This window comes from Thermoanaerobacter brockii subsp. finnii Ako-1 (genome assembly GCF_000175295.2).
Classification (GTDB): domain Bacteria; phylum Bacillota; class Thermoanaerobacteria; order Thermoanaerobacterales; family Thermoanaerobacteraceae; genus Thermoanaerobacter; species Thermoanaerobacter pseudethanolicus.
Genome location: NC_014964.1, coordinates 1314409 through 1337078 on the forward strand (window position 1 = coordinate 1314409; position 22670 = coordinate 1337078).

The window sequence follows — 22670 nt, forward strand, 5'->3', positions numbered from 1 at the left end:
TCCATTTTACCACATCTACATTTAAATTTCATCTTCATTTTTTCGTATTTCTTCTACAATCTCCTCTATTTCTTCCTTATAAAAAGAAGGTGCTAATATCTCTCCCCATCCTGTTACCATTTGAAACAATCCATCATAAGCCGTATCATGATAACTTCTTATAAAATGTGGTATCCCCTTTTCTTTTAAAATGCCTTCTATCAATTTCGCTTCTATTTCATTTTCTAACACTAAAATTTTAACGAAGCCTTCCATCAAAATCACCTCTATATAAAAATAAAACCTGCTAAAAAGCAGGTTTAGATTATCTTGGTTCTACAATAAATTTTATTGCTGTCCTCATTTCGCCGTCTATCTCAATCTCTGAAAAGGCAGGAATCGCAATTAAGTCTATGCCATTTGGCGCCACAAACCCCCTTGCTATTGCAATAGCCTTAACCGCTTGATTTACTGCACCTGCCCCAACCGCCTGAATTTCTGCTGAAGATTTTTCTCTTAAGACGGCTGCTAATGCACCTGCTACAGACTTAGGTTTAGATTTAGCTGATACTTTTAGAACCTCCACTGTAAAATAACCTCCTTCATACATTATTGTGAAAATGAATACATTTGATATATATTTATATATTCGATAAAAAACCAATATTTCCTTCTTTATTATAAAATTTTTTTAAAAATTATTTTTTATAAAATCGGTTATAGAAATACGCATAATCTTTTTATCAGTACAAACAACTATTTTGTCGTCAGTCAGACTATTTAATATTTTAAATTCCATTTTTACGTTGTATTTTTTTTCTAAAAACAACTTGTTGAATTTTTTTTGCCCTATAATTGTGGAAATCCGCCTTTCATTAGAAAAAATTGTAACCTTTGTGTTACTTATATTTTTATCCTCAAATACCCTTATGAGAATGTCAAGAATAACACTTGACTCAACTAATTGTCCCATCGCAGGATGAAAAGGACCTGCTACTACATCTTTATTGTAATTAATATTTTCTGTCGTTTGAAGTCCAATACGAATGACGTCAATATTATTCTTAATAAAAATTATATACATTTTCTTTGAGATTTCAACAGCCTCTTGCAACGTTAGAGGGAAAAATCTTCCTTCTTTATACATTCTTTCAAGATAAGTATTTTTAATCACCAAAGCAGGATAAATCCTCACAAAATCAGGTTTCAACTCCACAATCTTATAAGCGGTATTTAAAGATTTCTCTAAGTTATCTCCAGGTAGTCCTATCATTATTTGTAATCCTAATTTAAAGTCATACTGTCGAATTAGATTCACAGCTTTTACGACATCCTCACTTGTATGACCTCTTCTACTTTTTAAAAGCACTTCTTCATCCATTGACTGTACTCCAAGTTCTATTATTGAAACTTTGTATCTCTTAAGATTTTGTAAAATCTCGGTGTCTATATAATCAGGACGAGTAGACAAACGAATAGCATCTATTTTGCCTTTGTCCAAATATTCTTTCGCAATTCCCAAGTAGAGATTTTGCTTATCCTGTGGTATTCCTGTAAAACTTCCACCAAAAAAAGATACCTCTATTTCTGCATTACTTGGAAGAGTTTTTAAATGGGTTTCTATGGTTTGCCTTACGTATTCTTCTGTTATCTCCTGTTGTTGGCCTGTTATTGAATTTTGATTGCAAAAAACACACTTAAAAGGACAACCTAAATGGGGTATAAAAAGTGGTATTATATACATCTTTTTTTTCATTTCAATATCCCCAATTTAATCAATGCTTCCATAGCCGCAGCTTGCTCAGCTTCTTTTTTACTTTTACCATAACCCTTTCCTAATATTACATCTCCAATACGCACTTGGGTTACAAAAGTTTTATTATGGTCAGGGCCCATTTCCTCTATTAGCTCATAGATAATTTTCCCTATTTCCATGCTTTGAACAACTTCTTGCAGTTTTGTTTTATAGTCGCGATAAATAAGCCCTTCCAAAACTTCTTCAATGATATTTTTGAACAATTCTAAAATTACATTGCGAACGACTTCTAATCCTCCATCCAGATATACAGCAGCCAGTATCGCTTCCATAGCATCTGCAAGAATAGAATCTCTTTCTCTTCCTCCAGTCAGTTCTTCTCCTTTGCCAATGCGCAAAAAGTTGCCTAATTCTATTTCTCTTGCACACCTGGCAAGGGAGGGCTCACAAACTATTTCAGCTCTATATTTAGAAAGAGAACCTTCTTCTAAATCTTTTCTATTCTTGTACAAATACTCGCTTATTACAAGGCTTAGGACAGAATCTCCTAAAAACTCCAATCTTTCATTGCTAATCTTGCTATTTTTACCTTCGTGAGCCCATGAACTGTGAGTTAAAGCCTCTATAAGCAAATTTTTATCTTTAAAACTATAGTTTATTCTCTTTTCTAATTCAGACAAATTTTCTCTTTTCACTTCCATACCTCTTTTAAAATTTTTTAAAAAGTAATGTCCCATTATGTCCTCCAAAGCCTAAGGAATTAGAAATCGCATAATTTACTTCTTTTTCTATAGCCTCGTTAGGCACATAATTCAAATCGCACTCTGGATCAGGAGTTTCGTAATTAATAGTAGGAGGTATAATGCCATTTTTTATAGTCAAAACAGTAGCAACAGCTTCAACAGCCCCTGCTGCTCCTAACAAATGGCCTAGCATAGACTTGATAGAGCTTACATAGAGTTTATACGCATGGTCTTTAAAGACTTTCTTTATAGCCATTGTTTCAAATTTGTCGTTATATTCAGTGGAAGTTCCATGAGCATTGATATAATCTATCATGTCAAAACTTACTTTTCCGTCCTTTAAAGCTGCTTCCATTGCACGAGCAGCTCCTTCTCCTTCTGGCGCAGGAGCAGTTATGTGGTAAGCATCATCTGTAGCACCATAACCTATTATCTCTGCATAAATTTTAGCTCCTCTTTTTTGCGCATGTTCTAAAGATTCTAAAATTAAGCTTGCAGACCCTTCTCCCATTACAAAACCATCTCTATTCAAATCAAAAGGACGGGAGGCTTTTTTAGGGTCCTCATTTGTGGACATAGCTTTCATTGCACAAAAGCCTGCAAAAGACATGGGAGTTATAGCTGCTTCAGTACCACCTGTGACTATAAGTTCTGCATCTCCCCTTTGAATAGCTTTAAAAGCTTCTCCTATAGCATTAGTACTGGAAGCACAGGCATTTACTATAGTCTCGTTTATCCCTTTTAGCCCAAAAGTTATTGCAATTTGACCTGCTGCCATATTTGCTATCATCATAGGTATGAAGAAGGGACTTACTTTTCCGGGACCTTTTTCATACATAATTTTCATCTGATTTTCAAAAGTTTCAATTCCTCCTATGCCTGTACCGTAAATAACACCAAACCTGTTTAAATCAACTTTAGAAAGGTCAATTTGTGAATCCTCTAACGCCAACTTCGCGCTGGCAACAGCAAACTGGATGAACCTATCCATTCTTCTTGCTTCTTTTTTATCTATGTATAAAGTGGGTTCAAAATCTTTTACTTCTGCTGCTACCTTAGTAGGAAACTCCGACACGTCAAATTTGGTAACAGTGTCTATTCCAGACTCACCATTTATTAAAGAATTCCAAAATTTTTCTACAGTATTACCTAAAGGTGTAATGACTCCTACTCCTGTTACAACTACTCTGTTCATGAGTTAAAACCTCCAAAATAGAGTAAAATTTTATATTGCATAAAGTCCCGCAACGCGGGACCTCAATTATTCAAGATTGCTTAAGTATTCTACTACATCACCTACTGTTTTAATCTTTTCAGCATCTTCATCAGGAATTTCAATATCAAACTCTTCTTCCAGAGCCATTATGAGCTCTACTATGTCCAAAGAGTCTGCTCCTAAATCATCTATAAAAGATGACTCCATCGTTATTTCCTCTGGATCAATGCCGAGTTGTTCGGCTATTATGTCCCTTACTTTTTCAAAAATCATACCTTCTTCACCTCCTCTCAAAAATTATACATTATGATAATATTACATAACCATTCCTCCGTCAACATTTATTACTTGCCCGGTAATGTAATCTGAAGCGGGACTCGCCAAAAAAGCAACTAATTCAGCTACATCCTCCGGTTTTCCAGCTCTTTTCAAAGGAATACTCTTTAACATATTTTCTTTTATTTCATCTTTTAACACACTTGTCATATCCGTTTCAATGAAGCCGGGAGCTACAGCATTTACTGTTATTCCCCGATTTGCTAACTCTTTTGCAACAGATTTAGTAAGTCCTATCACTCCTGCTTTAGAAGCAGCATAGTTAGCTTGACCTGCATTTCCCATTATTCCCACAACTGATGTAATATTTATTATTTTCCCTTTTCTCTTTTTTATCATATACTTTGATGCAAATTTTATTACATTAAATGTACCTTTTAAATTTACATCTATTACTTGGTCCCACTCGCTTTCATCCATCTTCAAAATTAAATTGTCCTTTGTAATTCCCGCATTATTTACTACAACATCTATACTACCAAATTCTTCTACAATTTTATCTATCGCTTTTTCAACCTCATCGTATTTAGAGACGTCACATTTGACAGCCATTGCCTCTACTCCATACTCTTTTGCTTCTTTTACAACCTCTTCAGCACTTTTATCACTTTTCGAATAGTTGACGACAATATTAAATCCATCCTTTGCCAAGCGTAAAGCAATAGCACGTCCTATTCCTCTTGACCCACCTGTTATAAAAGCAGTTTTTCTTTCAGTTTCCATACTTATACCCCCAAAGCAGAGAGAGTCTTTAAAAGGGACTCCTCATCTTCAAAATTATAAGCATTTTTGGTTTTGTCAATCTTTTTAACAAAACCTGTAAGAGTTTTTCCTGGTCCTATCTCAACAAAAGTATCTACACCATCTTCAATCATTCTTTTTACAGATTGTTCCCATAGCACAGGATGACTCACCTGTTTTATGAGCAGGTCCTTCACTTGGTCTTTAGACGCATAATCAGCTGTTACATTTGATACTACTGGAATTTTTAAATCTTTTATTTCTATTTTTTCTAAGTCCCTCTCTAGGAGTTCTCCTGCTTTTTTTAACATGCTGCAGTGGAAAGGTGCGCTGACTGCTAATACTACTGCTCTTTTTGCACCTTTTTCTTTGGCTAGCTCGACAGCTTTTTCCACAGCTTTTACTTCTCCAGATATAACTAATTGTCCAGGACAGTTGTAATTAGCAGGTTCTACTATTCCAACTTGTGATACAGTACGGCAAATCTCTTCTACTACTTCATTTTCAAGTCCCAGTATTGCTGCCATAGTACCCACTCCTTGGGGTACTACTTCCTGCATATACTTTCCTCTGTTTTTCACTAAACGAACCGCATCTTCAAAATCTAAAGCTTCAGCCAATACTAAAGAGGAATACTCTCCTAAGCTCAATCCTGCAGTAACCTCAGCCTTTATTCCTCTCTTTTGCAAAACCTTTGTTAAAGCAACAGAAACCGTTAAAATGGCCGGCTGGGTATTTTCTGTTTTCATAAGTTCTTCTTCTGGTCCCTCAAAACAAAGTTCAGATATGCTAAACCCTAAAGCTTCATCTGCTCTTTCAAAAATTTCTCTTGCCTCTTGGTATTTTTGGTATATTTCTTTGCCCATTCCAGCATATTGGGCACCTTGCCCGGGGTAAATAAAAGCTACTTTCATTTTTTCACCTCATTTTATTCAAATTGTCAATTACTTCCTCCGCTTGTTTCATTATGTCCTCTATTATCTCTTTTACAGGTTTAATATCATTTATAAGTCCTGCAATTTGACCTGCCATCACAGAACCATATTCTACATCACCGTCTACTACCGCTGCTCTTAATTTTCCTTCCCCTAATTTTTCTAATTGTTCCTTAGGAGCACCCATTTGCTCTAACTTTTCAAATTCTCTTGTCAGTTTGTTTTTTAATGACCTGACTGGATGACCTGTGCTTCTTCCTGTAACAACGGCATCTCTGTCTTTTGCCTTTAAAATATATTCTTTGTAACGAGGATGAGCAGTACATTCAGTAGAGCATACAAACCGAGTTCCCATTTGAATACCTGAAGCTCCTAAGCAAAATGCAGCTGCAAAACCACGTCCATCAGCAATTCCTCCTGCAGCGATGACTGGAATTTTAACAGCATCTACTACTTGAGGTACTAATGCCAAAGTCGTTAGTTCTCCAATATGACCTCCCGATTCTGTTCCTTCAGCAATAACAGCATCCACACCAATGTCCTCCATTCTTTTTGCTAATGCTACTGAAGGCACAACAGGAATAACTTTAATACCCCGTTCTTTAAGTCTTTGTATGTACTTACCTGGATTCCCTGCTCCAGTGGTTATAACTTCTACTTTTTCTTCTAAAATAACCTCCATAACTTCATCAACAAAAGGAGACAAAAGCATTACATTGACGCCAAAAGGTTTATCAGTAAGTTCTCTTGCCTTCCGTATCTGTTCCCTTACAAAACTAGCTGGTGCATTACCTGCTCCTATTATTCCTAAACCTCCTGCATTTGACACGGCAGCAGCTAGTTCTGCAGTTGCGACCCATGCCATTCCACCCTGAAATATTGGATATTTTATATTGAGCATTTCTACTATTTTAGTTTTAAACATATTTTTCACCCCTTACTTGCTCCATCTTATAACACTTGATGCCCAAGTCAAACCTGCACCAAAAGCGACAGTTAGTATGACATCGCCTTTTTTTATCAGTCCTTTTCTATAGGCTTCATCTAAAGCTATAGCAACAGAGGCTGCAGAAGTATTCCCGTATTTATCAAGGTTTATATAAACTTTATCATTGCTAAGTTTTAACCTCTTCCTAGCCGCTTCAATTATTCTTGTGTTTGCTTGGTGAGGTATAAGCATATCTATGTCTTCTGGTTTTAAACCACATCTGTTTAAAGCCTCAATAGTAGCACTATCCATTACTTTTACTGCAAACTTAAATACTTCTTGCCCTTCCATAAAAATAGTATGTAAATTCTTTTTTACAGTCTCTTCGCTGGCCGGCATTCTAGAACCACCTGCTGGCATGTACAAGTGTTTCCCGCCAGTTCCATCAGCTCCTAAATAAGAACTCAATATTCCATATCCGCTTTCAACTCTTCCCACAACTACTGCCCCTGCTCCATCTCCAAAGAGAACACAAGTGTTTCTATCCTTCCAGTTTATTATTTTAGACAAAGTTTCTGCTCCAATAACCAATATTTTGTTATACATACCAGTCTCTACAAATTGCTGAGCGATAGCAAGTCCATATATAAAGCCTGAACATCCGACGGAGATATCAAAAGCAGCAGCGTTGGCTGCACCTAAATTAGCTTGAACTATGCAAGCAGTAGATGGGAAATTCATATCAGGTGTAACAGTTGCGACAATGATCATGTCAATTTCTGAAGGGTCAACTTTAGCATCTTCCAAAGCCTTCTTTGCGGCTTCAGTAGCCAAGTCAGAAGTAGCTTGTGAAGGATCTGCAATGCGCCTTTCTTTAATTCCTGTCCTTGTAGTAATCCATTCATCAGAAGTATCCACCATTTTTTCTAAATCAAAATTAGTAAGAACTTTTTCGGGAACATAACTTCCTGTACCTAAAATTCCTGCAGCAATCTTTTCACACACTTAACTCATCTCCCATTGACTCAATTTCTTCTTTTATGTGATTTAAGACATCATTATCTACAAAATTTTTAGCTTGTTTTATCGCATTAAAAATAGCTTTTGCTTTTGAGTTGCCATGGGCTTTTATGACTGGCTTTTTAATTCCTAAAAGAGGGGCTCCTCCGTATTCAGTGTAATCCATTTTTTTAGTTATTCTTTTTAATCCACCCATTATCAAAAGAGCACCCAGTTTAGTAAAAATATTTCGGGTCAACTCTTCCTTTAAAAGTTGAGAAATCACAGAAGCAATTCCTTCCATAGACTTTAGTATCGCATTTCCCACAAATCCATCGCAGACTACAACTTCACAGACGCCGTAAGGGATATCTCTTCCTTCCACATTCCCAATAAAATTTAGTTTTGATTTTTTAAGTTCTTCAAAAGCCTTTTTTACTACTTCATTTCCTTTTTCCTCTTCTGCTCCTATATTAAAAAGCCCTACTCTTGGTCTTTCTATCTCAAACATTTTTTGAGCATAGACATGTCCCATGACAGCAAATTGCACCAAATTTTGAGCATCACAATTAGTATTAGAACCTGCATCTAATAACACGGTAGCCCCATTTAAAGTAGGAAGTATTGGAGCCAAAGCTGGTCTGTCAATTCCCTTAATGCGCCCTAAAGTAAGCAATGCTCCTGCCATTAGAGCTCCTGTATTGCCAGCTGACAAAAAAGCATCCACTTCTTCCTTTTTAAGAAGTTCTAAACCTACTATCATTGAAGAATCTTTTTTCTTTCTAACAGCCGTAACAGGTGCTTCATCATTTTCAATAACTTCTGAAGCATAAACAAGCTTAAGCCTTTTCTCCTTTCTTTGGAGGCCGCGTAAAACTTCTTCTTTCCCAATAAGGACAATTTCTATATCTTGAAAATGCTTTAGTGCCTCTAAGCTGCCTTTAATTATCTCCTCTGGAGCATGGTCACCACCCATAGCATCAATTGCTAACCTCAACAGTGTCACTCCTTTTTTTTAGAAAATCCTCATCAATGGCCACTAAAATGAACTTTCCTCTGAATACTTCCTTATCCTTAACTTTTATCTTAACCCAAACAAAATACTTGTTTCCTCTTTGACGTATCACTTCGGCTTTCGCGACAAGTCTATCTCCTACTTTAACAGGAAACTTGTACTTTATGTTTGCAACTCCAATTAAAGCAGCAGAGGCATCAATAACAGACATAGCTAAAGACTCAGCCTGAGAATAAATGTATTGCCCTTTCACAATTTTTGTCTTGACAAAAACCATATCCTCTGTAGGCTCAAAAATCGAAATACCCCTTTTACCTAATTCTAAGTCTATTAATTCTCCAACTACTTCAGTGCCTGTAATAGTTCTCACTTTTTGATAATTTTCTTCTGCAACACTTTTTATACGCTCTCTAACTTCAGGGATTCCTAATTCCATCCTGTCAAGTCTTATAGTTTGTACACTTACTCCAAACATTTCTGCTAACTCGTCATCAGTATAAAAGGGGTTAGTATTTATTTTTTCTTTTAAAAGTCTTTGCCTTTCTACTTTACTCATTCGCACAGCCATATTACCAGCTCCAGATATTAGTTGTTTTTATGACCTACCCAAAATTATAAATTATTTTTTTTGTAAAATCAACTAAAAAAAGTAGTAATAGGTCTTTTCCTATTACTACTTTTTTTGACTCTTACTCTTCTACTTTTATTACCTCTCTATCTTTGTAATAGCCGCAGTTTGGACATACTCTATGAGGTAGTTTAGGCTCATGACATCTTGGACACAAAACGTAAGCCGGTGCAGCTATTTTATAACTATTATTCCTTCTGGTATCTCTTCTAGCCTTTGATGTCCTCCTCTTTGGAACTGGCATCTTAACACCTCCTACATCTATTGCAGTAGTTTAGAAAGGACGGTAAGCCGCGGATCAATATCTTCCCGCTTGCAGCTACAGGTTTGATGGTTTAAATTAGTACCGCAAACAGGACACAAGCCTTTGCAATCTTCTTTGCACAAAAATTTCATTGGCAATGACAATATCACAAAATGAACTACAAAAGTAGTTAAATCAAAATTTTCGTAAAAACTATCATCTACTTCTTCGTCTACTGACTCCTCTACATATTCCCGTAATTTAAGGTCTAAATTATAAATAAACTCATCCAAACATCTGTCGCAGACAGCATTTATACTACCTGTAATATCAAGTTCTGCCAAAAGCCCTTCTTTTTGCGCGGTAATAGTACCTTTTACATGTAGAGGAGTTACAATTTTGTATTCTTCCCCTTTAAATTCAATGTTCTCTATGTCCTCTACATAGTCTATATTTATGCTGCGGCCAAGCTGTCCTTTGATTTTTAATAGATCGATTTTCATTTTTCTTCACACACCTTAAAATAATTGACATCACCTATTATACTAACCCCACAACCCGTTGTCAAGATTATCTACTTTAAACCTTTTACCAATTTTTCAGTATCTTTAGCAATCATATATTCTTCATTTGTAGGAATAACCATAACTTTAACTTTTGAATCTTCTGTAGATATAATTTCCTCTTTTCCTCTTACCTTATTCTTCTCTTTGTCCAGTTTAAAGCCTAAAAACTCTAGATCCTCTAAAATAAACTCTCTCATTTCTGGTCCATTTTCTCCAACTCCAGCAGTAAACACAATTACATCAACCCCACCCATAGCAGCTGTATAAGAACCTATTGTCTTTTTCACCCTATAAGCGAAAACTTTTAATGCCAACATAGCCCTTTTATGCCCTTCTTTAAAAGCTGCATTTTCTATATCTCTAAAGTCATTACTTATTCCTGAAATTCCGTATACACCTGATTTCTTATTAAGTATATCTATAACCTGTTCTGCAGTCAATCCTTCTTTTTCCATTAAGAAAGTTATAATTGAAGGATCAACATTTCCGGACCTTGTACCCATAGCCAGCCCTTCTAATGGAGTAAATCCCATACTTGTATCTATCGACTTACCGCCTTTAACCGCAGCAATACTAGACCCATTCCCTAAATGGCAAGTAATAATTTTTAACTCTTCAATAGGCCTCTTTAATATTTCAGCAGCTCTTAAAGATACATATTTATGAGAAGTCCCATGGAATCCATATCTTCTTATTCTATATTTTTCGTAGTATTCATAAGGAATGGGATAAATATACGCATAATCTGGCATTGTTTGATGGAAAGCCGTATCAAAAACTGCTACCATTGGCACCCCTGGCATTATCTGCCGACAAGCTTTTATTCCCTCAATATTAGCAGGATTGTGCAAAGGTGCAAGGTCAATACATGCTTCTAATTTTTTGATTACCTCATCGTCAATCAATACGGAATCAGTAAAAAACTCTCCCCCGTGCACAACTCTATGTCCTACTGCATCTATTTCTTTCATATCTTTTAATATTCCGATTTCTTTATCTACTAAAGCCTCTAAAACAATTTGTATAGCTTCTTTATGATTTTTCATATCTTTTTGTATTTTTATTTTATCTTTGCCCTCTACTTGATGAGTTAAAAGAGAATCATTGATACCTATCCTTTCCGCCAATCCTTTCGCTAGCACTTTCCCATTATCCATATCTAACAATTGATACTTTAATGACGAGCTTCCACAGTTCATGACTAAAATTTTCATAATCGCTGCCTCCTCAAAGTTATTTTTGCACCCCTTGAGCTTGTACACAAGTTATTGCTATAACATTAACAATATCTTCTACACTACAACCTCTTGACAAGTCATTGATAGGTTTTGCAAGACCTTGAGAAATTGGTCCGATAGCATTAGCTTTAGCAAGTCTTTGCACTAGCTTATATCCAATGTTTCCCGCTTGCAAATCTGGGAAAATAAGCACATTTGCATTCCCCGCTACAGGACTTCCTGGAGCCTTTAACTCTCCTACTTCTTTGACAATCGCAGCATCTAATTGAAGCTCACCATCAATTAGCAAATCAGGCGCCAATTCTTTTGCGATTTTAGTCGCATTTTTCACCTTATCTACTAATTCATGGTTTGCACTTCCTTTAGTAGAAAATGACAGCATAGCAATTCTAGGCTCAATTCCAGCAAGGACTTTTGCAGTATGGGCAGAAGCAATGGCAATTGCTGCTAATTCCTCTTCATTAGGATTAGGATTTATTGCACAATCAGCAAAAATAAATACTCCATCGCTTCCATAAGTACAATTAGGTACTTCCATTATAAAGGCGCTGGATACTACTTTGACACCTGCAGCAGTTTTTACAATTTGAAAAGCCGGTCTGAAAACATCAGCAGTAGCGTGAATCGCCCCAGATACCATACCATCAACATCGTCTAATTTGACCATCATGCACCCATAGTACATAGGGTCTTTCATAATTTGATATGCCTGTTCTTCTGTAACTCCTTTGGTTTTTCTCAAATTATAATATTCTTCAGCATATTTTTGTAAAAGAGGCGACTTTTCAGGGTCTATAATTTCTGCTTTCGAGATATCCAATCCCTTTGCTTTTTCTTTTATTTCTTCTTCCTTCCCTAATAAAACTACATCAGCAATACCTTCTTTAATAACCTTTTCAGCAGCTTTTAAAGTTCGAGCTTCACTTCCCTCAGGAAGCACAATCCTTTTTTTATTAGCTTTAGCCTTTTGTATGATACTATCCATTACTGCCATTTAAAATCTCCCTTCCTTTTTTAATTTTATCACTATAATATTGTATACACGATGTCCCTTTTACATTTTATCATATTTTATGTAAAATAATAAGTATATCTTAAAAAATTTTTTGAAAGGGTAAGAAGTTGTATGGGAATTTTAGGAATTATTGTCGAATATAATCCTTTTCACAATGGCCACCTTTACCATCTGCAAACTTCAAAAGAATTAACCAAATGCGATTATACTATAGCAGTAATGAGTGGAAACTTCGTGCAAAGAGGAGAACCAGCAATTGTAGACAAATGGAAACGAACTCAAATGGCATTAAAAGCCGGTATAGATTTGGTAATCGAGTTACCAGTAGTTTATGCTACCTCTACAGCTGAAAATTTCGCTTATGGAGCGGTGAAACTATTAGACTCTTTAAAAATAGTAGATTGTTTTTCCTTTGGGAGTGAAAAAGGCGATTTAAACGAACTCACAAAAATTGCTGAAATACTTTTAGAAGAGCCAATTTATTATAGAAAAGCATTAAAAGAATATTTAAAAAGCGGCATAACCTTTGCAAAAGCACGGGAATTAGCATTACAAAAAGTTATAAATAATAATGAAATAGAAAAGATTTTACAAACATCCAATAACATATTGGCAATAGAATACCTTAAATCTTTAAAGAAAATAGGTAGTTCTATTACACCTTTTACTATAAAGAGAAAAGGCTCTTTGTACACCTCTTTAGAGCTAAAAGGAGAATTTGCCAGTGCCTCTTCTATAAGAAAGCATATTTTTGAAAAGGGACTAGAAGGCTTAGAAAAATATATCCCGGACTTTACAAAAGAAATTTTGCAAAGTTCTTTTGAAAAAAAACAAGGTCCCGTATCTTTAGAGGAATTTTCTAATATTTTAATTTATCTGTTGAGAAATCACATTCCTCTCAATCACATATTTGATGTCTCTGAAGGCTTAGAAAATAAAATTTACAAAGCTTCTTATAAAACTAATAATGTTGAGGAACTTATGAAACTTGTAAAATCAAAGCGATACACCGAAAGCAGAATAAGACATATACTCATTCATCTATTACTTAATATAGATAAACAAATTTTTAAAGAATTTGATGGCCCTAATTATATAAGGGTTTTGGGTTTTAATGAAAAGGGCAAAGAAATGCTAAGAGAAATAAAGAAAAAATCTCCCCTCCCTATAATCACAAAAGTATCTCAGTATAAAGAAAAACTATCTAACACTAAAATGTTCGAAAAAGATTTATTTGCTACTGATGTCTATACTTTAGCTTATAAAAACTCCTCTATCGCCGGCTTAGATTTTATACATCCTTTAATAAAACTTTAAACTCCCCACCATTCATTTTTAAAGGACTTTTTAAATAATATAGTAATGACATCAAAACAAGGTGGGGATAAATCTTGAAAAACACCTTTTTAAATATTTTTATTTCTTTTTTAATTTTAATGGTACTATCTTTAATACTTTTCCCTAAAGAAGCATTAGAAGCCGCCAAAGGCGGTATAAACCTTTGGCTTTTTACTATTACTCCTTCTCTACTTCCTTTTTTCATAGGTTCAGAGCTTCTTTTACAATTAGGAGTAGTACATTTTTTAGGCACTTTTTTAGAACCTATAATGAGGCCCTTATTTAACGTGCCGGGAAGTGGCTCTTTTGCGATGGCAATCGGATACACTTCCGGCTATCCCGTGGGGGCTCAAGTAATATCAAGACTTTGGGAAGAAAATTTATGCACAACAGAAGAAGCAGAAAGACTCATGTCCTTTTGCAACAATTCAGGCCCCCTTTTCATGTTGGGAGCCGTCGCAATTGGCATGTTCGGTAGTCCAAAATCCGGATACATAATCATGGCTTCTAATTACTTAGCAGCTATAACCACTGGACTTCTCTTTCGTCTCTACAAGAAAAATTCTTATAAAAAACCTCCTTCAATAAAAAACCTTTTAAATGCCGCCATCAAAAAAATGTATTATACAAGAGAGCAGAACAAAAAAAGTTTAAGCACTATACTGTCAGAAGCTGTCTTTAAATCAACAAATACTATTATCATAATAGGAGGGTATGTTATACTTTTTTCGGTTGTAATAGAACTTTTAAAACTGTATAAAATTTTGGATTTTCTTTCTTACTTTATATCTCCTATATTCTTATTATTAGGTTTTGACAAAAGTCTAATACCTGCTTTTTTAAGTGGCCTCTTAGAAATAACAGTAGGTTCAAACTTAATAAGCCAAGTTTCTGCACCTTTAGAACAAAAAGTAGTATTAGTAAGCGCTATAATAGCATGGGGCGGAATATCGATACATGGACAAGTGTTAGGAGTAATAGCAAAAACAAAAATAAAATATTTTCCTTATTTCATTGCAAAAACAATCCAATTTTTTCTTGCGGCTTTATACTCCCATTGGTTACTCTCTGTAATAAAAATTCAAGAAGAAAATGCAATTTCTCACGTTTTCAACCCATATACTTACAAAAATTCCTGGGACCTATTTCAATTTTCTTCAATAATTTTTATAATTGTCACTTTAACTATCCTATTTTTTGCAATAGCCATAAAACAATATCTACAACAACATTAATTACTTGTTGCCTTTTAATTCTTCTCTATTTCTTTTAATAGTTTCTAATATTTCAGACACTTGTGACTCAATTTTAGCAAGTAATTCATCAGCATATTCTCTACTTCCTAACCTTATTTCCTTTGCATTAGCTTGGGCAGTAGAAATTATTTCTGCTGCCGTCTTTTCCGCCTTTTTAACTATCTCACTTTCACTCACCATTTCCTTAATCTTTTGTTCAGCTTCTTTTATTATCATTTCTGCTTCCTGTTGTGCCTCTAAAAGAATTCTTTGCCTTTCTTGTTTGATCCATTCCGCCCTTTTAAATTCATCTGGCAATTTTATTCGGATTTGTCTTATTAAGTCCAAAACTTCTTCTTTGTTTATCAAAACTTTGTTAGAAAGAGGAATAGAAGAACTGTTTTCTATAATGTCTTCTAATTCTTCTAAAAGATTAAGAACTTCTAAACCATCAAAATTTGACAAAAATAAACCCCCCTTTAATTATCTTGAAAATTTTTCCATTAATTTTTGAGCCACAATATCCGGCACAAACTCAGAAAGACAACCGCCAAACTGAGCAATTTCTTTTACCACACTGGAACTTAGATATCCATACTTTGCATTAGTCATTAAAAAAATCGTCTCAAGAGAAGGATTTAATTTTTTGTTGATCAGTGCCATTTGAAACTCATATTCAAAGTCAGATACCATTCTTAAGCCTTTTATTATAGCATTAGCTTTGACTTTTTTAGCATAATCTACTAATAAACCATCAAAATAATCAATCTCTACATTAGAAATATCATAAGTTACCGCTTTTAAAAGCTCTACCCTTTCTTCCACCGAAAATAAGGGCTTTTTCGAGGGATTTAAAAGCACAGCTACAATCAGCTTATCAAACAGATTTGCTCCTCTTTCTATAATATCAATGTGTCCATAGGTAACTGGATCAAAACTCCCTGGATAAATTGCAGTTTTCATATTTCCTCCTTATAAAATGATAATATTGTCTCCCCATATTTATTTTCTCTTATCTTTACTAAATTTCCATACATTTCTCTTACTTTATCATTTTTATGGTGTTCTGCTATTACAATGCCATCTTCCTTTAAAACTTTAGCCTCTCCAAGCTTTATAAGAGTTTTGTCAACAAGGTTTTGATAATAAGGGGGATCTAAAAATATTATATCAAACTTTGTATTATTTTTGTCTAACATTTCGATAACTTTTAAAACATCTCGATGAAGTATTTTAGCAAAAGGTACTAAATTTAATTCAGTTACATTCTCCCTTATGCATTTTATGCTTTTTAAACTTTTATCTACAAAATAGCAAAACTGGGCCCCTCTGCTTAATGCCTCGATGCCTATATTTCCTGTACCCGCAAATAAATCCAAAAAAATACTTCCTTCTATTTTGTTCATCAATATATTAAACAGGGATTCTTTAACTCTATCGGCAGTTGGACGCACTTCATTGCCTTCTAAAGATTTTACCTTTCTTCCCTTTAACTTACCTGCTATCACTCTCAAAGACATTACCCCCACTTCAACAATTATTTTAGCATATTTTTTAAAAATATCGCAAAAAATATGTATAAAATTTTTTCAAAATGGCAAATAATATTTATGGGAACAGAAATTTCCCCAAAATTCTTCCTTCAATTTCTCCTCTCCCAGTCCAGGTAGGCAACTACCTGGATTAAAATTTTAAAAGGGCAATCACAAGGACTGCCCTTTTTTATTATAAATTATTTTATTTCCAAGTTCCTTTGCTGGCCATCTGACTTTCTGCCATTTGTATCATTTTCCTTACCATATGGCCACCTACAGCACCACAATCTCTTGATGTGAGATTGCCCCAGTAACCATCAGCTGGAGGAGTTATTCCTAATTCATTAGCTATCTCATACTTCCATTGGCTCATAACTTGCTTGGCTTCTTTTACAACAAGAGGATTTTTGGTTTCTGATCCTACAGCCATTTTAATCACCTCCTAAATCATATTCCATTATTAATTTAACCCGCTATTTAGCTTATATACCTGTAAACTATTGCTATATATACCTTTTGATATTAAAAAGGATATCCCAAAGGGATATCCTTTTTTTATATTAATAATATGATTTATTTCCAAGTTCCTTTGCTGGCCATCTGACTTTCTGCCATTTGTATCATTTTTCTTACCATATGGCCACCTACAGCACCGCAATCGCGAGATGTGAGGTTGCCCCAGTAGCCATCAGCTGGAGGAGTTATTCCTAATTCTCTTGCTATTTCATATTTCCATTGGCTCATAACCTGTTTTGCCTCTTTTACCACAAGAGGATTCTTAGTTTCTGATCCTGCTGCCATTTCAATCACCTCCATTTGTATTTGTATTATTAATTTAACCAAAATACTGTTTTATAAACTATAAATTTGTTTTCAAAAATGTATAAAAGTGATTGAAATGGCAAATAATAAAAATTTATTTTTCCTCAAAAAACACTCCTACTGCTGCAGGCCCTGCATGGGTACCTATTCCGCAGCCAGCTCTTGACCTTAAAAACTTAGTTATTCCTAACTCACTTCTTAAGGCGGCTTCTATTTCATTTAAAAATTCTTCTTTATCTGTATGAATTAATCCAACTTCTCTATCTGTAAAATCTATTCCTGTATTTTTCATATAATCAATCATCCAGCGAATAACCTTTTTTTGACCTCTAACCTTATCTACTATTTTTAATTCCCCATCATCATTCATTAAAATAGGCTTTATATTCAAAATATTTCCTATAAAAGCCTGTGATTTAGGTAGACGTCCTCCTCTGTATAGATAGTCCAAAGAATCAAAAGCCATTATATACCTAATTTTAGGGATTAAATCATACACTTTTTGAACAATTTCTTCCCTAGAAGCCCCTGCAACTGCCATTTTAGCAGCTTGAAGAACTAACATGCCATTTCCTAAAGAATAATGTCTTGAATCGATAATCTCAATTCTTTTTGGGTCCACCATATCTTTCGCAATCACAGCAGATTGATAAGTACCACTTAATTTTGAAGATAAAATTATGGCAATTATGTAATCATAACTTTTTAACAAATCTTTAAAAACTTCCATAAATTCTACTGGTGAAGCTTGAGTAGTTGTAGGCATTTTTCCCTCTTTTAAAAGCCCATAGAATTCTTCTTTTGTTATATCTACCCCATCTTTATAACTTACACCATCAATATTGATAGTCAGAGGAACTATAAATATCCTATAAGTTTTCACTAAATCCTCAGGTATGTCAGACAAGCTATCTGTAACAATTGCTATCTTTTCCATACTACTATTCTCCTTCTCTAATTTAATATTATTCCTTCTAATTTTTGATAAAATTGATTAAGTAAAATACTTCTTAGCTTTGGATAGTTTTCAAGTTTAGGGTCTTTTTCCAGTAACTCTTCTACATCTTTTTGCACTCTCTTTAAAACATCTATGTCTTCAAAAATGTTAGCAATTTTAAATTCAGGAAGTCCATGCTGTCTTAATCCTAGAAATTCACCTGGCCCTCTTATTTCTAAATCTTTTTCTGCAATTTTAAATCCATCAGAAGTTTGAGCTAAAACTCCCAGTCTTTTTTTAGCTATGTCAGAATTAGAATAACTAATCAAAATACAGTAAGACTGAAATTCTGACCTGCCAACTCTACCTCTCAATTGGTGAAGCTGTGCAAGTCCAAATCTTTCTGCATTTTCTACAATCATCACTGTTGCATTAGGTACATTTACTCCCACCTCTATTACTGTAGTCGAAACTAAAATATCAATTTTTCCATTTACAAACTCTTCCATAACCTTCTCTTTATCGCTGTCCGCCATTTTACCGTGTAAAAGTCCTACTTTAGCTTCCTTAAAAGCATCTTTATAAATTTCTCTATATACTATTTCGGCAGACATCGCATTTATTTTATCCGATTCTTCAATTAGTGGACAAACTACATAAACTTGCCTTCCTTTTTTTACTTCCTTCATTGCAAACTCGTAGGCTTTTTCTCTCACAGAAGAAGAAATAACGTATGTTTTAACTTTTTTTCTTCCAGGAGGTAATTGGTCAATTATTGATATATCTAAATCTCCATAAAGAATGAGAGCAAATGTCCGAGGAATTGGTGTAGCTGTCATAACCAAAACATCGGGATTTTCACCTTTTTGTGTCAAAAGCGCCCTTTGTCTCACACCAAATCGGTGTTGCTCATCAGTTATACAAAGTCCTAAATTGTTAAAAATAACATTATCCTCTATTAGTGCATGGGTCCCTACTACAATATCATAATCTCCATTTTTGATTTTTTCTAATACTTCTTTTTTATTAGAAGGTGAAATGCTACCAGACAAAAGCCCAATTTTTATATCAGTATTTCTAAAAAGCTCTTTTAACGTATAATAATGCTGTTTTGCCAATATCTCCGTTGGAGCCATCATTGCCACTTGATAGCCATTCTTGACAGCAATGTACATGCTGCAAGCTGCAACAACTGTTTTACCAGAGCCCACATCTCCCTGCACTAAGCGATTCATCACTTTGTGAGAATTCATATCTGCAATTATTTCTTTTAAAACTTTTATCTGTGCCAAAGTCAATTTAAAAGGCAATCCCATAAGAAAAGGCTTTAAATCTGCCTGTTCAAATTTTATTCCTTTTTTTTCTTTGACAGACCTTTTCATTAAAAATAAGGCCATTTGCAGCAAAAAAAGTTCTTGATATTTAAATCTGTATTTTGCTTGTTCTAAATATGCCTCATTTTGGGGGAAATTTATATTAATTAGTGCGTTCTTTATATCCATTAATCCTTTTTCAGATAAAAATTCTTCATCAAAAAACTCTTCCACTTCCTGTACATAATCATGAAGCGCATTAAACATTATCTTCCTGATAGCATTTTGCGTCAACCCTTCTGTAAGCCCATAAATAGGAACTATCCTTCCAGTGTTTAATTTAAAATCTTCACTTTTTTCTAAAACAGGATTTTCTACTATTAACTGCCCATATTTAAATTGCAATTTGCCGTTTATTATATATTCTTCACCAATTTTAAAATTATTCTTTATATAGGGTTGATTATACCAGACTAATTCTACTGCACCTGTCCCATCTTTTACAGGCACTTTAGTTATGATGACTTTTGAAGTCTTTATTTCTCTCGGGCTACCTGCGATGTAACCTCTAAAAGTTTGTTTTTCCCCAACTTTTAGGTCCTCAATCTTTAAAATATCGCTTCTATTCTCATAATCTTTGGGAAAATAGAATAATAAGTCCTCTACTGTGTTTATTCCCAATTTTTTAAGAAGTTTTGCCCTTTTAGGTCCAACTCCTTTTACGTACTGAATATCCAGATTCAAAGGCATTTCATTTCACCTTTACTCTATTGATATAACATAATAGTAAAGCGGCTGACCTCCAAAATAAATTTCCACATCTGCATCTACGGAAAGAGAATTTTTCAATTCCTCCGCTTTTTCTTTTGTAACTTGCTCTCCATAATATATGCTAACTAATGAAGAATCCTCATCTAAAGCTTTATAAATCAATTCTTGTGCTACTTTATTATAATCTTTTCCTACTGATTCCAGACTGTCATTTATAAAACCTAACACATCTCCTTTTTTGATTTCAAAACCGTTTATTTGCGTGTCTCTTATTGAATAAGTAACTTCAATTGTCTTTATATTACTTAATATTTCTTTTATTCTAGCTACATTTTCCTCTAAACTTTTTTCAGTATCAATATTTACGATGGCAGTTATAGCTTCATTAAAATTATTTGTTGGGATTATTTCTACTTTCTTATTTGATAAGGCTTTTGCTTGTTCACAAGCCATTATTATATTTTTATTATTAGGGAAAACTAAAATATTTTCCGCATTTATCTTTTTTATACCCTCTAAAATGTCATTTGTACTAGGATTCATCGTTTGCCCACCATTTATAATAACATCACAGCCCAGCTCTGAAAAAAGATTTTTAACTCCCTGACCATTAGCTACAACTAAAACTCCATATTTTTTCTCAGGCTTTCTCTCTTCACTTACCAAACTTTCATGTTGTATTTTCATATTGTCAATTTTTACTTTTATAAGTTCACCTATTTTAAGCCCTTCTTCTAATACTAATCCAGGATTGTTAGTGTGCACATGAACTTTTAAAATGTCCTCCTCCGAAACTAACACCAAACTATCTCCAAATCTTCCAAATTTCTCTTTTAAAATAGCCTCTGCATAACTCTTTTTTGTTTTGACTAATATTTCTGTACAATATAAAAATCTTAAATCCTCCACAACTTGCTGATTTGTTACTATCTCTTCTAAAACTTCTATAGGTTCAATTTTATTTCCTTTAACCCCTTCAAACATCCCTTTTAGTACATAAACAAATCCCATTCCACCAGAATCAACTACTCCAGCCTCTTTTAAAACTGGTAAGAGATTGGGAGTGTTTTGTAAAGACTTTTCTGCAGCTTCAATAATTTTTGTGAAAAATTCTTCAAAATTTTCAATTTGTTTACATATTTTTTCAGCCTCTTCTGCAGTTTCCCTACATACTGTGAGAATAGTGCCTTCTACAGGTCTCATAACTGCTTTATAAGCTACCTCTACACCAGCTTTCAAGCCTTCTGCAAAATCGCAAGGAGTTATCTTTTTTGTATCTCTAAGTCGTTTAGAAAAACCTCTAAAAATCTGGGACAAAATAACTCCCGAATTACCTTTTGCTCCCATTAAAGTGCCTTTAGAAATAGCATCTAAAACTTCTCTTATCGTATCTTGTGATTTCTCTAACTCTTTTGCAGCGTACTGCATTGTATATGCCATATTAGAGCCAGTATCACCGTCTGGAACAGGGAAAACATTAAGTCTATCAACTTCTCCTTTGTTGTTAAAAAGATAATTAGAGCTTGCTATCATCATGTTCTTTAAAGTTTTTCCATCTAAGTACTTCAACACAACTTCCTCCTCAATTATCAACTTTAATTCCCTGAACATTTATTATTACATTTTCTACTTTTACTCCTACAAATTTCTCGACAGCGTATTTCACTTTTTCAATAGCATTCGCTGAAACAGTTTTTATATTTACACCGTATAGGACAACTATATAAACTTCCAGTGTTACACCATCTTCTGTGGCTAAAACTTTGACTCCTCTGCCAGAATTCTCTGTTTTAAATATTTCTATTAATCCATTTGCTCCTCTCCTCCCCAAGCCTACTATCCCATAACACTCCGCTACTGCTCTACTGGTTATAGCAGCAATTGCATCATTTGAGATATTTATTACTCCATATTTGTTTTTTATTTGAATCATTAATATCCCTCCAAATCAATCTTAATTTATATTTTACCTGAATATTTAAATAACATCAACTAGCCTGCGATGCTATATTACTCACCTATTAAAATTTTACACCTGCTTTATTGTAAAGGTATTTACATTTACAAAGGATGATGATAAAATAATATCGTTATGTTAATTTTTCTATTGTGCAAGTAATTATTTTTTGATAAAATATTATTGTCTTTTAAAGGAGGTGCAACTATGCTTAAGTGCGATATTTGTGGAAAAGGGCCTTTAGCAGGCTATCAATATAGCCACTCCCACAGAAAATCTATAAGAAAGTGGAAACCTAACATAAAAAAAGTAAGAGCTATAGTAGATGATACTCCTGTTAGACTCCATGTATGTACAAAATGCTTAAAAGCAGGAAAAGTACAAAGGGCATTATAAAGAAAGACGTGCATTTTTGCACGCTTT

At 34.2% G+C, this 22670-nt stretch carries 28 protein-coding genes; 3 read left to right on the forward strand and 25 right to left on the reverse strand.

All coding sequences use genetic code 11. The features are described 5' to 3' along the window. Positions 1-21: 21 nt before the first annotated feature. The 16 genes from THEBR_RS06495 to pta form a co-directional block, all read right to left on the reverse strand. Complete coding sequence (locus THEBR_RS06495; RefSeq protein WP_003866673.1) at positions 22-255, reverse strand: putative signal transducing protein; 234 nt, start codon at positions 253-255, stop codon at positions 22-24. A gap of 49 nt (positions 256-304) precedes the next feature. Further along, entirely contained in the window at positions 305-565 is a 261-nt protein-coding gene (locus THEBR_RS06500; RefSeq protein WP_003869192.1) for a stage V sporulation protein S, read from the reverse strand. A gap of 105 nt (positions 566-670) precedes the next feature. Then, complete coding sequence (locus THEBR_RS06505; RefSeq protein ID WP_012269375.1) at positions 671-1735, reverse strand: elongator complex protein 3; 1065 nt, start codon at positions 1733-1735, stop codon at positions 671-673. Next, positions 1732-2472 (reverse strand): ribonuclease III, encoded by a 741-nt coding sequence (gene rnc / locus THEBR_RS06510; protein ID WP_003869194.1) that lies wholly within the window; start codon positions 2470-2472, stop codon positions 1732-1734. The genes THEBR_RS06505 and rnc overlap by 4 nt, the downstream gene beginning before the upstream one ends. Then, positions 2444-3673: a beta-ketoacyl-ACP synthase II gene (fabF, locus tag THEBR_RS06515; protein ID WP_004396170.1), complete on the reverse strand. Its 1230-nt coding sequence runs from the start codon at positions 3671-3673 to the stop codon at positions 2444-2446. The genes rnc and fabF overlap by 29 nt, the downstream gene beginning before the upstream one ends. Before the next feature lie 66 nt (positions 3674-3739). Beyond that, the gene (gene acpP / locus THEBR_RS06520) at positions 3740-3967 is read right to left on the reverse strand and encodes an acyl carrier protein (RefSeq protein WP_003866668.1); all 228 of its coding nucleotides are present in this window, start codon (positions 3965-3967) and stop codon (positions 3740-3742) included. A 42-nt stretch (positions 3968-4009) separates the two neighbouring features. Continuing rightward, complete coding sequence (fabG, locus tag THEBR_RS06525) at positions 4010-4753, reverse strand: 3-oxoacyl-[acyl-carrier-protein] reductase (protein WP_003869196.1); 744 nt, start codon at positions 4751-4753, stop codon at positions 4010-4012. A 2-nt stretch (positions 4754-4755) separates the two neighbouring features. Next, the gene (gene fabD / locus THEBR_RS06530; protein WP_004396169.1) at positions 4756-5685 is read right to left on the reverse strand and encodes an ACP S-malonyltransferase; all 930 of its coding nucleotides are present in this window, start codon (positions 5683-5685) and stop codon (positions 4756-4758) included. Positions 5686-5689: 4 nt separating this feature from the next. Then, entirely contained in the window at positions 5690-6631 is a 942-nt protein-coding gene (fabK, locus tag THEBR_RS06535) for an enoyl-[acyl-carrier-protein] reductase FabK (RefSeq protein WP_012269376.1), read from the reverse strand. Positions 6632-6643: 12 nt separating this feature from the next. After that, entirely contained in the window at positions 6644-7639 is a 996-nt protein-coding gene (locus THEBR_RS06540; protein WP_003869199.1) for a beta-ketoacyl-ACP synthase III, read from the reverse strand. Further along, complete coding sequence (gene plsX / locus THEBR_RS06545) at positions 7632-8630, reverse strand: phosphate acyltransferase PlsX (protein WP_012269378.1); 999 nt, start codon at positions 8628-8630, stop codon at positions 7632-7634. The genes THEBR_RS06540 and plsX overlap by 8 nt, the downstream gene beginning before the upstream one ends. Further along, complete coding sequence (fapR, locus tag THEBR_RS06550; RefSeq protein ID WP_003869201.1) at positions 8614-9216, reverse strand: transcription factor FapR; 603 nt, start codon at positions 9214-9216, stop codon at positions 8614-8616. Before fapR ends, plsX begins: the two co-directional genes overlap by 17 nt. A gap of 121 nt (positions 9217-9337) precedes the next feature. Next, the gene (gene rpmF / locus THEBR_RS06555) at positions 9338-9520 is read right to left on the reverse strand and encodes a 50S ribosomal protein L32 (RefSeq protein WP_003868236.1); all 183 of its coding nucleotides are present in this window, start codon (positions 9518-9520) and stop codon (positions 9338-9340) included. Between the two features lie 17 nt (positions 9521-9537). Then, positions 9538-10023, reverse strand: a complete 486-nt coding sequence (locus THEBR_RS06560; RefSeq protein ID WP_012269379.1) for a YceD family protein — start codon at positions 10021-10023, stop codon at positions 9538-9540. Between the two features lie 71 nt (positions 10024-10094). Beyond that, positions 10095-11300: an acetate kinase gene (locus THEBR_RS06565; RefSeq protein WP_012269380.1), complete on the reverse strand. Its 1206-nt coding sequence runs from the start codon at positions 11298-11300 to the stop codon at positions 10095-10097. A 19-nt stretch (positions 11301-11319) separates the two neighbouring features. Next, on the reverse strand, positions 11320-12318 hold the full coding sequence (gene pta / locus THEBR_RS06570; protein ID WP_012269381.1) for a phosphate acetyltransferase: 999 nt from the start codon (positions 12316-12318) through the stop codon (positions 11320-11322). 132 nt (positions 12319-12450) lie between these two features. Between pta and THEBR_RS06575 the strand changes: the two genes are divergently transcribed. Continuing rightward, positions 12451-13656 carry a nucleotidyltransferase gene (locus tag THEBR_RS06575; RefSeq protein ID WP_012269382.1) on the forward strand — a complete coding sequence of 402 codons (1206 nt, stop codon included), beginning with the start codon at positions 12451-12453 and terminating at the stop codon, positions 13654-13656. 74 nt (positions 13657-13730) lie between these two features. Continuing rightward, positions 13731-14912, forward strand: a complete 1182-nt coding sequence (gene ylbJ, locus THEBR_RS06580; RefSeq protein ID WP_009052434.1) for a sporulation integral membrane protein YlbJ — start codon at positions 13731-13733, stop codon at positions 14910-14912. On the opposite strand, the gene THEBR_RS06585 is transcribed toward ylbJ, so the two are convergent. The 9 genes from THEBR_RS06585 to THEBR_RS06625 form a co-directional block, all read right to left on the reverse strand. Beyond that, on the reverse strand, positions 14913-15377 hold the full coding sequence (locus tag THEBR_RS06585; RefSeq protein ID WP_003868230.1) for an ATPase: 465 nt from the start codon (positions 15375-15377) through the stop codon (positions 14913-14915). An 18-nt stretch (positions 15378-15395) separates the two neighbouring features. Next, on the reverse strand, positions 15396-15875 hold the full coding sequence (gene coaD, locus THEBR_RS06590; RefSeq protein ID WP_003868229.1) for a pantetheine-phosphate adenylyltransferase: 480 nt from the start codon (positions 15873-15875) through the stop codon (positions 15396-15398). Continuing rightward, on the reverse strand, positions 15872-16432 hold the full coding sequence (rsmD, locus tag THEBR_RS06595; RefSeq protein WP_012268729.1) for a 16S rRNA (guanine(966)-N(2))-methyltransferase RsmD: 561 nt from the start codon (positions 16430-16432) through the stop codon (positions 15872-15874). The genes coaD and rsmD overlap by 4 nt, the downstream gene beginning before the upstream one ends. Positions 16433-16649: 217 nt before the next feature. Beyond that, positions 16650-16877, reverse strand: coding sequence for an alpha/beta-type small acid-soluble spore protein (locus THEBR_RS06600; RefSeq protein ID WP_003868227.1), 228 nt, complete (start codon positions 16875-16877; stop codon positions 16650-16652). A gap of 143 nt (positions 16878-17020) precedes the next feature. Continuing rightward, positions 17021-17248 carry an alpha/beta-type small acid-soluble spore protein gene (locus THEBR_RS06605; RefSeq protein WP_003869210.1) on the reverse strand — a complete coding sequence of 76 codons (228 nt, stop codon included), beginning with the start codon at positions 17246-17248 and terminating at the stop codon, positions 17021-17023. Between the two features lie 115 nt (positions 17249-17363). After that, complete coding sequence (locus tag THEBR_RS06610; RefSeq protein ID WP_012269383.1) at positions 17364-18206, reverse strand: DegV family protein; 843 nt, start codon at positions 18204-18206, stop codon at positions 17364-17366. A 17-nt stretch (positions 18207-18223) separates the two neighbouring features. Then, positions 18224-20269 carry an ATP-dependent DNA helicase RecG gene (recG, locus tag THEBR_RS06615; protein WP_012269384.1) on the reverse strand — a complete coding sequence of 682 codons (2046 nt, stop codon included), beginning with the start codon at positions 20267-20269 and terminating at the stop codon, positions 18224-18226. A gap of 12 nt (positions 20270-20281) precedes the next feature. Beyond that, on the reverse strand, positions 20282-21862 hold the full coding sequence (locus THEBR_RS06620; protein WP_013570813.1) for a DAK2 domain-containing protein: 1581 nt from the start codon (positions 21860-21862) through the stop codon (positions 20282-20284). 10 nt (positions 21863-21872) lie between these two features. Next, entirely contained in the window at positions 21873-22223 is a 351-nt protein-coding gene (locus tag THEBR_RS06625) for an Asp23/Gls24 family envelope stress response protein (RefSeq protein ID WP_003868221.1), read from the reverse strand. 231 nt (positions 22224-22454) lie between these two features. Between THEBR_RS06625 and rpmB the strand changes: the two genes are divergently transcribed. Beyond that, the gene (rpmB, locus tag THEBR_RS06630; protein ID WP_012269386.1) at positions 22455-22643 is read left to right on the forward strand and encodes a 50S ribosomal protein L28; all 189 of its coding nucleotides are present in this window, start codon (positions 22455-22457) and stop codon (positions 22641-22643) included. Positions 22644-22670 lie beyond the last annotated feature (27 nt).